The sequence below is a fragment of the uncultured Peptoniphilus sp. genome (assembly GCF_946998875.1).
In the GTDB taxonomy this organism is placed as follows: Bacteria; Bacillota; Clostridia; order Tissierellales; family Peptoniphilaceae; genus Peptoniphilus_A.
In genome coordinates this window covers 44294-56660 of sequence record NZ_CAMQAY010000004.1, presented here as the reverse complement: position 1 = coordinate 56660, position 12367 = coordinate 44294, and the positions used below count along the sequence as shown (strand labels likewise).

Annotated in this window: 12 protein-coding genes; 1 reads left to right on the top strand and 11 read right to left on the bottom strand. The window is 33.2% G+C overall.

Going from position 1 to position 12367, the window contains the following annotated elements; all coding sequences use genetic code 11:
• Positions 1–4 precede the first annotated feature (4 nt).
• From Q0U74_RS02980 to serS, 11 genes are all read right to left on the bottom strand, one after another.
• Positions 5–1567 (bottom strand): S-layer homology domain-containing protein, encoded by a 1563-nt coding sequence (locus tag Q0U74_RS02980; protein WP_288167541.1) that lies wholly within the window; start codon positions 1565–1567, stop codon positions 5–7.
• A gap of 99 nt (positions 1568–1666) precedes the next feature.
• Positions 1667–1939, bottom strand: a complete 273-nt coding sequence (locus tag Q0U74_RS02975) for a Txe/YoeB family addiction module toxin (RefSeq protein ID WP_297392617.1) — start codon at positions 1937–1939, stop codon at positions 1667–1669.
• Positions 1936–2175, bottom strand: coding sequence for a type II toxin-antitoxin system Phd/YefM family antitoxin (locus tag Q0U74_RS02970; protein WP_019124076.1), 240 nt, complete (start codon positions 2173–2175; stop codon positions 1936–1938). The genes Q0U74_RS02975 and Q0U74_RS02970 overlap by 4 nt, the downstream gene beginning before the upstream one ends.
• Positions 2176–2306: 131 nt before the next feature.
• Entirely contained in the window at positions 2307–3632 is a 1326-nt protein-coding gene (locus Q0U74_RS02965) for an NCS2 family permease (protein WP_297392616.1), read from the bottom strand.
• Positions 3633–3773: 141 nt separating this feature from the next.
• Positions 3774–4412 carry a hypothetical protein gene (locus tag Q0U74_RS02960; RefSeq protein WP_297392615.1) on the bottom strand — a complete coding sequence of 213 codons (639 nt, stop codon included), beginning with the start codon at positions 4410–4412 and terminating at the stop codon, positions 3774–3776.
• Positions 4409–5029 carry an ABC-2 transporter permease gene (locus Q0U74_RS02955; RefSeq protein WP_070610217.1) on the bottom strand — a complete coding sequence of 207 codons (621 nt, stop codon included), beginning with the start codon at positions 5027–5029 and terminating at the stop codon, positions 4409–4411. The genes Q0U74_RS02960 and Q0U74_RS02955 overlap by 4 nt, the downstream gene beginning before the upstream one ends.
• Positions 5026–5865, bottom strand: a complete 840-nt coding sequence (locus Q0U74_RS02950) for an ABC transporter ATP-binding protein (protein WP_297392614.1) — start codon at positions 5863–5865, stop codon at positions 5026–5028. Before Q0U74_RS02950 ends, Q0U74_RS02955 begins: the two co-directional genes overlap by 4 nt.
• Complete coding sequence (locus tag Q0U74_RS02945) at positions 5862–6242, bottom strand: GntR family transcriptional regulator (RefSeq protein ID WP_297392613.1); 381 nt, start codon at positions 6240–6242, stop codon at positions 5862–5864. Before Q0U74_RS02945 ends, Q0U74_RS02950 begins: the two co-directional genes overlap by 4 nt.
• A gap of 95 nt (positions 6243–6337) precedes the next feature.
• Positions 6338–7345: a CPBP family intramembrane glutamic endopeptidase gene (locus Q0U74_RS02940; protein WP_297392612.1), complete on the bottom strand. Its 1008-nt coding sequence runs from the start codon at positions 7343–7345 to the stop codon at positions 6338–6340.
• Positions 7346–7497: 152 nt separating this feature from the next.
• Positions 7498–10194 carry a calcium-translocating P-type ATPase, SERCA-type gene (locus tag Q0U74_RS02935; protein WP_297392611.1) on the bottom strand — a complete coding sequence of 899 codons (2697 nt, stop codon included), beginning with the start codon at positions 10192–10194 and terminating at the stop codon, positions 7498–7500.
• Between the two features lie 230 nt (positions 10195–10424).
• Complete coding sequence (gene serS / locus Q0U74_RS02930) at positions 10425–11714, bottom strand: serine--tRNA ligase (RefSeq protein ID WP_297392610.1); 1290 nt, start codon at positions 11712–11714, stop codon at positions 10425–10427.
• Between the two features lie 349 nt (positions 11715–12063).
• Here serS and Q0U74_RS07785 point away from each other — a divergent pair, with 349 nt between their 5' ends.
• The gene (locus Q0U74_RS07785; RefSeq protein ID WP_353934073.1) at positions 12064–12147 is read left to right on the top strand and encodes a putative holin-like toxin; all 84 of its coding nucleotides are present in this window, start codon (positions 12064–12066) and stop codon (positions 12145–12147) included.
• Positions 12148–12367: the final 220 nt, after the last annotated feature.

The following is a 12367-nucleotide window of genomic DNA, read 5'->3' as shown; positions in this document are numbered from 1 at the left end:
CTCCTTATTTTGCTGTGATTTCTATTACTTGATAGTAAGCCCAATGTTTTCTGTCTATATCTTTAAATGGGTTCTTTGAATATTTATCTAAGAAAGATTTATTTATCTTTCTATCTAAAACTTTGTTAAAAATTGTGGCAGCCTCTGCCCTTGTGATCTTGTCCTTTGGTTTAAATTCATTTTTAGATTTACCAACCATGATGCCCTGACTTGAAAGTGTGTTAATGGCATCTCTTGCCCAGAAGTTTTCCTTTACATCCTTAAAGTCAATGGGATTATTGCCCATTGGAAGCTTCAAATAATTTGCCATCATGCTGGCAAATTGTGCCCTTGTCATGGCTTCCTTCGGTCTAAAAGTTCCATCATCATAGCCAGAAATTAAACCTGCCTTTTCAATGAAAACTAAATCATCATAATACCATGCACCTTCTTTTACATCTCTAAAAGAAGATTTGTCATTGGCAGATGCCTTGTCGTCAATTACTCTTTTTAAAACTGAAGCAGCTTCAGCTCTTGTGATTTTTTCGTTGGGAGCGAATTTATCCTTAGAAATACCTGACATATATGGAAGCCTAATTACTTCAATGGACTTTTGAAGTTCCTCAAAGGATTTATTTATTTCATCACTGGAAACTTCACTTTTTACAACAACATATTCAGCTGATGCAATGGCAGCACGAATTCTTCTTTCATTTTGAATGTTTGCCTTAGCTGTTGAAAGATTCTTTGCAAAGTCTACATAATCATTTAACTTTTCAAGAGTCTTTATAGTACTGTAAAGTTCCTTTTCATCGTTGTTGTCATTAACAAGTTCAGTAGATTTCTTTGACTCAAGCTTTGCCTTGACAATGTAATCTAAACTTGCCTCTTTTTCCTTATTTGCAGCAACAATTCTAATGATTGAGCCTTCCTTTAAGTCTAAATTTCCAATTTTAAAATTGCCTTCTTCATCAGAAAGTGCATTGGAAACAACTTTTTTATCAATTGCCACCCTAACCATGGCATTTTTTTCTGTCTTTCCAACAATTTCACTAGATCCATCGTAGACATCCTTTATAGAAAGAACACCATTTTGCGTCTTAGTAGAAGACTCAAGATTTTTTTGGTCGCTCTTAGTTTCTCCAGCCTTGTCCACATAACTTAGGACAAAGGAATTTTTAAGATTAGAGCTTGAACCAACATCATTTTTAACCCTAGTGTCGATTTCAATATTTAATTTGTCGCCCTTGATGACAGAAAGATCGTTGGCATTTATTGTGACAATATTTTGGTCCTTGCCCTTAATAGACGTCTCTCTTATATCAAGTTTACCTTGAGACTCCTCTCCATCTAAAAGTTTTGTGCCCTTAACTTCAATTGCCTTGTCAAACAAAAGAGTTACAGAGAAAGATGAATACTTTTCCTTGTAATTTTTTGGCAAATTGACAATTAAATTATACTTCAAAGAGTCGCCACTCTTCACTTCAGAAAGAGCTGGTTGCTCCAAGACAACTTGAATATCTTCAGCTGCAAAAACATTTACAAAAAGTGTAAAAGCCATAAGTATGTATAAAAACATTTTTTTCATTAAAAACGCCCCCTTAATACTTTTATTATACTAAAGGGGCTTAAACAATTCAATAAATGAGTCTTTAAATGTCATTAGCTTAAGTTTTAAAATAAAATTTTAAAGATTTTCATAGTGAGTCCACATACTAATAATTTTTACGACCTTCTCCTCTTCATAAACTTCATAGACAAGTCTATGCTGGATGTTAATTCTTCTGTATATAAGTCCATCAAGGTCGCCCTTTAATTTTTCAAAGGATGGTGGACTTTCATAAGGATTTTTAGAAATTAGTTCAATTAAATTTTTTACTTTACTTTCTAAAGCCTTGTTTCCTTTAATTTTTTCCTTGTCCTTAAGGGCAGCTTTGGTTATTAAGATTTTGTAAGTCACCACTTAAGCTCCTGGCAGTCATCAAGACTTGCCTTTTTTCCATCAATTAATTTTTCCTTCATGCCAGGAATTGACAATAGATAGACAGTTTCTACTAAGGAATTATATTCGTCTTCGCTTATTACAATAGCATTTCCATTTTTTGTGCTGATATTTATGACATCGCCAAAGGAAACTGCTGAGTTTAAGTATTCAAAAATATTTTTTCTAAAATTCGTTGCATTTACATTTTCCATATAATCACCTCGTACACTTTCATGTACATTATATAAGATTTTAAATTTTTATTCAATATTTTATTTCATCAATCTAAAAATTCTTCAAAAAAAGACCTTAGCAGTAATTGCTAAAGTCTAAAAATTAAAGATTAAAAAGGTAGTAATGGTCTTAAATATCTAAGGGTAAAGATTAGAGCCAAGATATACATTACAGGGCTAACTTCTTTGCCACGACCTGTTGCTACTTTTAATATTACATAGGAAATCATACCAACTGAAATACCTTCTGCAATTGAATAGGCAAAGGGCATTGTAACCATTGTCAAAAAGGCTGGCACTGATTCTGTGTAGTCGTCTAATTTTATTTGGTTAATTGGACTGATCATAAATAGTCCAACCATTACTAGGGCAGCTGATGTTGCTTGGGCTGGCACAATAGAAAATATTGGGAAGAAAAATAGTGACAAGAGGAAGAAGAAGGCACAGGATAGTGATGTAAGTCCAGTTCTTCCTCCGTCAGCTACACCTGATGCTGATTCAACAAAAGTTGTAACTGTAGATGTTCCGAGGAGTGCTCCCACAACTGTACCAATGGCATCAGATAATAGGGCACGACCAACTCCTGGAAGGTTTCCATCTTCGTCGATTAAGCCTGCCTTTGTGGCAACTCCAGTTAAGGTTCCCACTGTATCAAATAAGTCTACAAATAAAAATGTAAACATTACTGAAAACATATCAAAGGTAAATAAATCTCCCCAGTGAAGTTTAAAGGCAACGGGAGCAAGTGATGGTGGAAGTGAAAATAACATTCCTCCTGGAAGATGTGTAACTCCTAAAATAAGTGCAAGGACAGTTCCCGTTACTATTCCATATAAAAGAGCTCCCTTGACATTTTTTGCTGTTAAAAGAGCCATTACCATTAGTGAAACTATAAATACAAAGGATGGTCTTGATGCAATTTCTCCAAGGGCAACAAGAGTTGCGTCGTTATTTACAATCATGCCTGATGATGTAAGTCCAACTAGGGTTATAAATAAGCCTATACCAACAGATACTGCATTTTTAAGAGACATGGGTATTGAAGTAAATATTGCCTCACGAATGTTGAAAAAGCTCATAACTATAAAGATGATACCTTCTAAAAATACTGCAGTAAGTGCATAGGACCAATCGTGACCCATAGATAGGACGACTGTGTATGTGAAAAATGCGTTAAGTCCCATTCCTGCTGAAAGTGCGAAGGGCAAGTTTGCAAATAAACCCATAAAGAGCATGGCAATAATAGATGCAACAATAGTGGCAGTGAAAACTCCACCCTTGTCCATTCCAGTTTCAGATAACATATTTGGATTTACAACTAAGATATAAGACATGGTCATAAAAGTTGTAAGTCCTGCCAAAAATTCTGTCTTGGCATTAGTCTTTCTCTCATTAAGAGAAAAAGTCTTTTCTAAAAAACTTGAATTTGTTTCCATTTTTTCCTCCTCATATAAAATACATTTTTTATTCTATCACATTGAAAGGCAAATGACACAAGGATGGTAAAGTTTTTATTTTATAAATTTACAAATTAAAAAGGACTCTTGATATCAAAAGTCCTTTGAGTCTATAATTTTTTAAAAATCTTTTTTCTCCACTATTATTCTAGAGACTGTATAAATTATTATAATGAAAATAATTAAAGATAAGGATAAGACAAGCTTACTACTTCTATTAATTATTCCTATAAAAAATCCTGCTGGATTCTTTCCAAACTTATCTAATATAGGAAGTAGAGCTGGCGAAGATGTAAAAATTGTTCCAATGCCACTTGTATGTCCAAAGTAAAGGTAAATTGGAATACTTATAAGATAATATGCCATTACAAAAAGCATAATAAAAAATCCAAGGTTAAATTCAATTCCATTTATTTCAACATCTTGCATGATGTAATAAATTAATATTGAATCTATTATAAAAATCATAAGGATCTTTATAAATTTTACATTTATTAGGTCAGCTCTTGTTGAACCAAGAGTCAAAAGGTAGGGTTTGCTCTTATCTATAATCATTCCTTCGCTGGATATTATATATAGGACATAGTGAATTAGTAGGCTTATAATAAATAATAGGGTAAAAGCTCTATCTGAATAGAAAGAAAATTCCACTGACTTTAGTCCTATAGTCTTTAGGGAAAATATCATTGCAATAAATATGAAATAAGCAATAATAAATTTTTTTCTAATTTTAAAATCATTTAGTAAAAGTAATTTCATACTATTCCCCTCTCCCTCAAATATTTTGTGGAAAACTTGTAGTCTAACTTAAAGGACAAAATGCAAATTATTATTGAACCTATAATAAAGGCAGGTCTGTAGTTTAATAAATTTTCGTAATAGGCTGCGTAGGTCATGGCAAAAAATATTCCTAAGCCTACAATCAAAATACTGTAAAGAAATACAACTATTCCCTTTTTATATTTTGTAAAAACAATGTGACTAAGGCTAAGTGCCATAAAGTCTAGGGCAATAAATATACTTAGATAAAGATTTATCATAAAATTTTTATCTTCATCAGCACTAATAATTAGTCCAATTAAAAAAACAAGAGTGGTTAAGATAAATATTATTAGATTTTTTATAATTTTTGCATGAGAATAGTCTTCTAAAGAGACTGGCATAGTCATGAACTTTTGAAAATCTTTAAAGTTATCTCCAAAGACACCTTGTGCCCTAATGATAAATATCATTGTAAGAGTCCATTGGCTAAAAAATCTGTTGAAGGCTTGTCCTGTTATCAAAAAACCTATAAAAAGTATGGAAGTAATAAATATAACAATTGGTAGGGCAAGTTTCTTTACAAGTTTAAAGTCATTATATAAAACTGCTTTCATTGTTCACCTCTTGATAAAAATATCATTATGTCCTCCACATTTGCCTTGTCCACAACTTCATTAGGATAAAATTCTTTAAAAACTTGGACATTTTTTATCAAAGCTTCTGTTGAGTATTTATTTTTTCTCGTCTTTAAAATAAAATCTCCGTATTTTTCTAAATTTTCTTCAGAAGTTTTTAAAATTCCATATTTTTCTATGAGAGAGTCCTTTTCATCGTATAAGATCACTCTTCCCTGGTGGATATAAATTATATAGTCGGCAATTTTTTCTATGTCAGACAAGATGTGGGATGAAAATAAAATTGTCTTGTCCCCATCCTTGATGTAGTCAAATAAAAATCCTATGATCTCGTCACGAATAACTGGGTCAAGACCTGAAGTCGGCTCATCAAGGATCAAGAGGTCCGGGTCGTGACAAATTGCAGAAATAATTTTTAATTTCATTAGGTTACCTGTAGAGAGTTCATTTAACTTTTTGTCCCTTGGCATCTTAAATTTATCTGCACAGTCATAAAACATATCTTCATCAAAATTTTTGTAGGCAACCTTTAAAATATCAACAACATCTTTTATCTTAAAGGTATCGTTGAAGAAGGAGTCAGGTATCACTGCCCCAATTTTTTCAAAAGATTCTTTATGAATTTTTTCTCCAAAAACTTTTATGTCTCCATTATACCTATAGAGGTCAAGGATGCACTTAAGTAGTGTTGTCTTACCTGCACCATTCTCCCCAATTAGTCCTAGGACTGCTCCTTCTGGTATTTCTAAATTGTCTATATCAAGGTCAAAGTCCTTAAATTCTTTTTTCAAATTTTTTATTTCTATGCTTTTCATACTTCACCCACTTCATCTAATGTCTTTAAAATTTCTTGCAATTCATCTATACCAATGCCAGAAGCCTTAGCAACAGTCATTGCGTCAGTAAAATATTTTTCTATTTCAGCAAGAGCATTTTCTCTTACAACTTCTTCATTTAATTTTTTTACAAAGGAACCCTTGCCTGGCATGGAATAAATGTAGCCCTCTTGTTCCAAGTCATTGTAGGCACGCTTTGTCGTTATGACAGAAACCTTTAGGTCGCTGGCAAGAGTCCTCATACCAGGAAGAGCTTCGTCTGCTCTTAGTTCACCAGCAACAATTTGAGCCTTGATTTGATTTTTTATTTGCTCGTAAATAGGAAGGCCAGAGTCATTGGAAATAATAATTTTCATATCACACCACCTTTTTGCCTGTATACTATTTTCTTTACACAATACTTAATACGATAATTTAATAATTTTTATAATTTTGTAAAATCAGAAAATAATTAGGATTCATTAACTTTCTCATATACAGATTTTCCCCAAAGTTCTTCATCCTTTATATACTTTGAAAATATGAAAATTCCAAATAATATTATTGAACTTACTATTGAAAATAAAGTTCCTTTTAAATCATAATGTTGTCCTGAAAATATATCCTTAGAAAAATCTGTGACAAATAGTATGGCAAGATTGTTGTTTAAATAATGAATCATAACAGGAGCCCAAATTGATTTTGTCCTATTGTAAGCATAAGTTAAAAATATCCCTAAAAATATACAAAATACAAGTTGTACAAGTATGGAATAAATTTGTGATGTCAATAGCCCATCTGAATAATAAAATAAATTAAGTGGTAAATGCCAAATTCCCCAAATAAAACCTGTCATTAAAATAGATTTTTTAACACCATAAATTTCTTTTAGCCTTGGTGCTAGGTATGCCCTCCAACCATATTCTTCTCCAATGAATGGCATAATATTTAAAAAAGAAAAAATAATAATAGACATAAAAACTTTTAAATTTTTAAGATTAAAGATTTCTACAAATTCCCTTGTTTCTCCTTCTAAAATGCAGCCAATAAATAATCTTAAAAAATATATAAATATAAAAATTAAACACATTAAAAGCGTCATCTTTTTATTTGGATTGTCTAGAGATAATTTCTTTTTAAGATCTTTATCCATAGTGAAGATGGCTATAATCATTGCGATAGCAGACATTAAAATTAATGTACCTGAAAAGCCATCAAATTTGGGATAAAAAATATTTAATATAGCAAATACAAACATAAAAATACTTGTAAATATATAAACTTTAAAAGGAAAAGCTTTTAAAATTCTTTTGTCTTCTTTGTATAACAAGGCTATTACAGCTAAAAATGGAATAAACATTTGAAATAAGGGATAAATACTTGTACTTATGTCGTGTAATTTGCAGTAATAAATGGCAAATCCCATTAGGTATGGAATAATAAATGATATAGCAATAAAGATTTTTAAATCTTTTTTCATATTTCTTCAACTCCTTAATTTAATTTTAAGTGTATATACTTTATATTTACACTATAGTCCCGTCAAATAATTTTGTCAAGACTTTTAAAAATTTTCTCCAATAAAAAAATCCGGCAGAGATTTTTCCCTGTCGGCTTTATAATTTATATTATTTATTTTTTCTTAAATCTAACTTTCTTTTGAATTTCTCCAGCTACTAGTGGTATAAGTGATGATCCAAGAACTACTGCGATTTCTCTTGGTCCTAAGTCCATTAGTCCAAAGGCATCGTTTAAGACTGGCACATAAATTACTACTAGCATTAGCATGAAAGAAAATAGAGTCGCAAGCACTAATTTTTTGTTTGTGAAAACTCCAATTTCAAAGACTGTCTTGTCAATTGATCTTGCTGTATAGGATCTTAGAAGCTCACAAATAATTAGTGTTGAAAATGCCATTGTCCTTGCATGGTGAAGTCCTTCCGCTTGTCCATACCACTTAAGTCCAACTAGGTATGCAAGAAGTGTTGCCACAGTTATAGCAATAGATTGAATTGCAACTGTGATTTTTATTTCTTTGTCTAGAATTGGCTCGTCAGGGTCACGAGGTGGCTCATTCATTATGTCAGCTTCTCCTCTTTCAACTCCAAGTGCTAGAGCTGGGAAAGAGTCTGTCACAAGATTAAGCCAAAGTAGTTGAATTGGAATTAGTGGCACTGGCAAATTCATCAAAATTGAAATTAAAACTATTAGGACTTCTCCCAAGTTACAAGAAAGAAGATATGCCACGAATTTTTTGATGTTGGAATAAATTATTCTTCCTTCTTCAACTGCATTTACAATTGTGGCAAAGTTGTCGTCTGTCAAAATTACTTCAGCAGTATTTTTTGCAACATCTGTGCCTGTAATTCCCATGGCAATACCAATGTCTGCCTTTTTAATTGCCGGTGCGTCATTTACACCGTCGCCAGTCATGGCTGTGATGTGACCATTTTGTTTTAGGGCTGTAACTATTTGTACCTTATTTTCTGGTGAAACTCTGGTGTAGACAGATTTTTCCTTTACGATTTCTCTAAGTTCTGCTTCAGACATTTCGTTAAGTTCTCTACCCATTATTGCCTGGTCGTCACGCTCAGCAATGCCAAGGTCCTTAGCTATGGCAAGTCCTGTTTCTAGGTAGTCACCAGTGATCATAATCGGTCTAATGCCAGCTGATTTACATTCTTTTATGGCTGCCTTGGCTTCTGGTCTTGATGGGTCAATCATTCCAGTAAGTCCAACAAAAACCATGTCTTTTTCTATGGATTCTGATGTTATTTCACTTGGCATGTCGCTGTGCTTTCTATAGGCGTAGCCTAAACATCTTAGGGCTGACCTTGCAAATTCGCTGTTCTTTTCTAAAATTTCTTTTCTTAATTTTTCGTCAAGTTCAACTTCTTTTCCATCAATTAAAACTTTTTCGCATCTATCAAGGACAACATCAGGTGCGCCCTTGGTAAAGGATGCAATTTCGTCAAAAATTTTATCATGGAAAGTTGTCATCATCTTTCTGTCAGAGTCAAAGGGAATTTCTTCCAATCTGTCAAAGTTTTTATAAAGATTATCTAGTCCGTTACCTGCCTTTTCTGCAAAAGTAAGAAGAGCTCCTTCAGTAGGGTCTCCAGTGATTGAGGCATCTCCATCCTTTACCTTTAATTTTGCATCGTTAGTTAAAGCTGCAATTGATGATAGGATTTTTAGGTTTTCATCTTCATCAATTGTGACAATTTCATCTTTTTTAGTGACATCGCCTTCTGGAGAGTAACCAGTTCCAGATACATGATAAACTTGTCCGTCAGTAAAGACTTTTACAACTGTCATTTCATTTTGTGTAAGTGTACCAGTTTTGTCGGAGCAAATTACTGTTGTTGTACCTAATGTTTCCACTGCCAAAAGTTTTTTAACAATGGCATTTTTTTCTGCCATCTTGCCCATGCCAATGGAAAGGACAATTGTTACAATGGCAGGTAGTCCTTCAGGCACAGCTGCAACTGCAAGTGAAATTGCAGTCATAAACATATCTAGTGGGTCGTGCTTGTAAATTAAGCCTACTCCCATTACCACAGCACAGATAACTATTACTAAAATTCCAAGAGTTTTGGAAAGTTTTGCAAGTTTTCTTTGAAGTGGAGTTTGCTCATCAGAAACTGTTGCAATAGAAGTTGCAATTTTACCAATTTCTGTCTTGTGACCAGTTTCAACAACTACTCCCATTCCTCTTCCGTAAGTGACTATAGTTGAAGAATAAGCTAAGTTTTCTCTGTCACCAATTTCCATTTTGCCATCGTAAACTTGATCAAAATGTTTTTCAACTGCAACAGATTCTCCAGTTAGTGAAGACTCGTCAATTTTTAAATTTGATGATTCAATTAACCTCAAATCTGCTGGGACAATATCTCCCGTTTCAAGGACAATAATATCTCCTGGTACTAATTTATTTGAGTCAACTTCTTCGTGGTCGCCATCTCTTATTACCTTTGCCTTTGGTGAAGACATCTTCTGCAAGGCTGCAATAGCTTCTTCTGCCTTACCTTCTTGGTAAATTGAAAGAAAGGCATTGACAATAACAATGGCAATGATAATTCCTGCATCAAGGCCTTCACCTACGAAGACAGATACAAGGGCTGCTGCAATTAAAATAATTATCATTGGGTCAAAAAATTGTTCCTTTAGTTTTTCGCCAAAGGATTTTTTCTTTTCTTCTGCTAGAGCATTTTCCCCATACTCTTCTAGCCTTTTCTTGGCTTCAACTTCTGTTAATCCCCTCTCCTTTGTGGTGGAAAGATTTTTTAGGACTTCATCAGGCGACTGATTATACCAATTTTTTTCCATAATTCCTCCTTATAAATGCTAAATAAAAATATTTAATAAAAAAGAGACCGATTGTTACATCGGTCTCACATACTTAATAATAAGCTTCCCAGCCGGGCTATGCCGTAATGACGACTGAAAATTTAAAAGTTACTCCCCTAAGTGAATAAATTATATCAAATTATTTTACCTAAAACAATCTAAGTATTTATTACCCAAATAAATTTAATTAAAGTGTTTTTTAGCAAATTTTATTTATTTTTTGGCACAATTTTTTCCATGCCGCCCATATACATTTGTAGTGGCTTTGGAATTTTTACGCTGCCATCTTCTTGTAGAAGATTTTCCAAGAAGGCAATTAACATTCTTGGTGGTGCAACTACAGTGTTGTTAAGTGTGTGAGCAAGATATGTGCCATCCTTGCCACGAAGTTTGATATTAAGTCTTCTTGCTTGTGCATCGCCAAGGTTTGAACAAGAACCAACTTCAAAATATTTATTTTGTCTTGGAGAAAAGGCTTCAACATCAAGGGACTTAACCTTTAAGTCTGCCAAGTCGCCAGAGCAACATTCAAGTGTTCTTACAGGAATTTCTAGTGAACGGAAGAAGTCCACTGTGTTTTGCCACAATTTTACAAACCAATCCTTTGAATCTTCTGGTTTACAAATTACAACCATTTCTTGCTTTTCAAATTGGTGAATTCTGTAAACTCCTCTTTCTTCAATGCCGTGAGCTCCAACTTCTTTTCTAAAACATGGAGAATAAGATGTAAGTGTAAGAGGCATTTCTTCTTCTGGAGTTATTGTGTTGATGTATTTACCAATCATTGAGTGTTCAGATGTACCAATAAGATAAAGATCTTCGCCTTCGATTTTATACATCATATTTTCCATTTCAGCAAAACTCATTACGCCAGTAACAACATCTGATCTGATCATAAATGGTGGAATGTGATATTCAAAGCCACGATCTATCATAAAGTCTCTTGCATAAGATAAAATTGCAGAGTGAAGTCTTGCAATGTCGCCCTTTAAATAATAAAAACCTGCACCAGAAGTATTTCTTGCTGAATCTAGATCAATTCCGTTAAAAGTTTCCATGATGTCAACATGATAAGGCACTTCGTAATCTGGAATTACTGGTTCTCCAAATCTTTCAAGCTCAACATTTTCGCTGTCGTCCTTTCCTATTGGCACTGAGTCGTCAATCATTTGTGGAATAACTTGCATTCTCTTTTTAAGTTCTTCTGCAAGGTCTCTTTCAGCTGCTTCAAGTTCTGTGATTTCTTCATTTATTTCAGCAACTCTTTTTTTTGCTTCTTCGGCTTTGTCCTTTTCGCCCTTTTGCATAAAGCCACCAATTTCTTTTGAAGTTTGATTTTTTTCTGCACGAAGGTTGTCGCCCTTAGTCTTAGCTTCCCTAAGTTCTTCGTCGATTTTTATAACTTCATCAACTAGTGGAAGTTTGTCATCTTGGAATTTCTTTTTAATATTTTCCTTTACTGCTTCTGGGTTTTCTCTTACAAATTTAATGTCTAACATAAATCCTCCCTTAAATTAAAAAAAGCCCCTCAATCCCTAAAGGGACGAGAGACCCGCGTTGCCACCCTAATTAACCAAATGGTTCACTTAAAAATACATAGACTATGAGGTGGATTCATTTTATTCGTTTACAGATTTGCACCAGCCACCTGCTCTCTAAAAAACTTTCTAAAATTACTATTCTCAATTATCGCCTTTTTTAGTTTTTTTTCATTATACCATAAGGAAAAATAAGTTCAAGCTTTTTGGCTAATAAAGTAAAGTCAATTGATTGATTTGTTTCGAAAGATTATAATAGGTATGAGGACATACAGATGGTCGCCCAATTTAATTATTGGGAGGTGCTTTTATGAGTGATTATGAAATTTTAAGTATAATGCTTAAGTTTTTAACACTTATAATCGCCATCCTAACACTTTGTAAAAATAAGTAGTTAGAAAAAACCACCTGTATCGTCACTACAGGTGGTTTCATAAATCATACTGCAGGGCGACCGTCTTAAACGGTGTCCTCTTTATCTATATTATACCATATCCTTTTTATTTTTAAACCCTTCTAGGGTTTTATTTTTTTAAGTATTTTATAAGGGCAAGGATTGCCAAAATTATAAGTACAAAAATTCCCACATAAACCCCAAAACCTAAAATTAAAGC

Coding starts and splice junctions, on each gene's coding strand:
- Q0U74_RS02980 (WP_288167541.1), bottom strand. CDS start 1,567: ATGAAAAAAATGTTTTTATACATACTTATGGCTTTTACACTTTTTGTA.
- Q0U74_RS02970 (WP_019124076.1), bottom strand. CDS start 2,175: ATGGAAAATGTAAATGCAACGAATTTTAGAAAAAATATTTTTGAATAC.
- Q0U74_RS02965 (WP_297392616.1), bottom strand. CDS start 3,632: ATGGAAACAAATTCAAGTTTTTTAGAAAAGACTTTTTCTCTTAATGAG.
- Q0U74_RS02960 (WP_297392615.1), bottom strand. CDS start 4,412: ATGAAATTACTTTTACTAAATGATTTTAAAATTAGAAAAAAATTTATT.
- Q0U74_RS02955 (WP_070610217.1), bottom strand. CDS start 5,029: ATGAAAGCAGTTTTATATAATGACTTTAAACTTGTAAAGAAACTTGCC.
- Q0U74_RS02950 (WP_297392614.1), bottom strand. CDS start 5,865: ATGAAAAGCATAGAAATAAAAAATTTGAAAAAAGAATTTAAGGACTTT.
- Q0U74_RS02945 (WP_297392613.1), bottom strand. CDS start 6,242: ATGAAAATTATTATTTCCAATGACTCTGGCCTTCCTATTTACGAGCAA.
- Q0U74_RS02940 (WP_297392612.1), bottom strand. CDS start 7,345: ATGAAAAAAGATTTAAAAATCTTTATTGCTATATCATTTATTATTCCA.
- Q0U74_RS02935 (WP_297392611.1), bottom strand. CDS start 10,194: ATGGAAAAAAATTGGTATAATCAGTCGCCTGATGAAGTCCTAAAAAAT.
- serS (WP_297392610.1), bottom strand. CDS start 11,714: ATGTTAGACATTAAATTTGTAAGAGAAAACCCAGAAGCAGTAAAGGAA.
- Q0U74_RS07785 (WP_353934073.1), top strand. CDS start 12,064: ATGAGTGATTATGAAATTTTAAGTATAATGCTTAAGTTTTTAACACTT.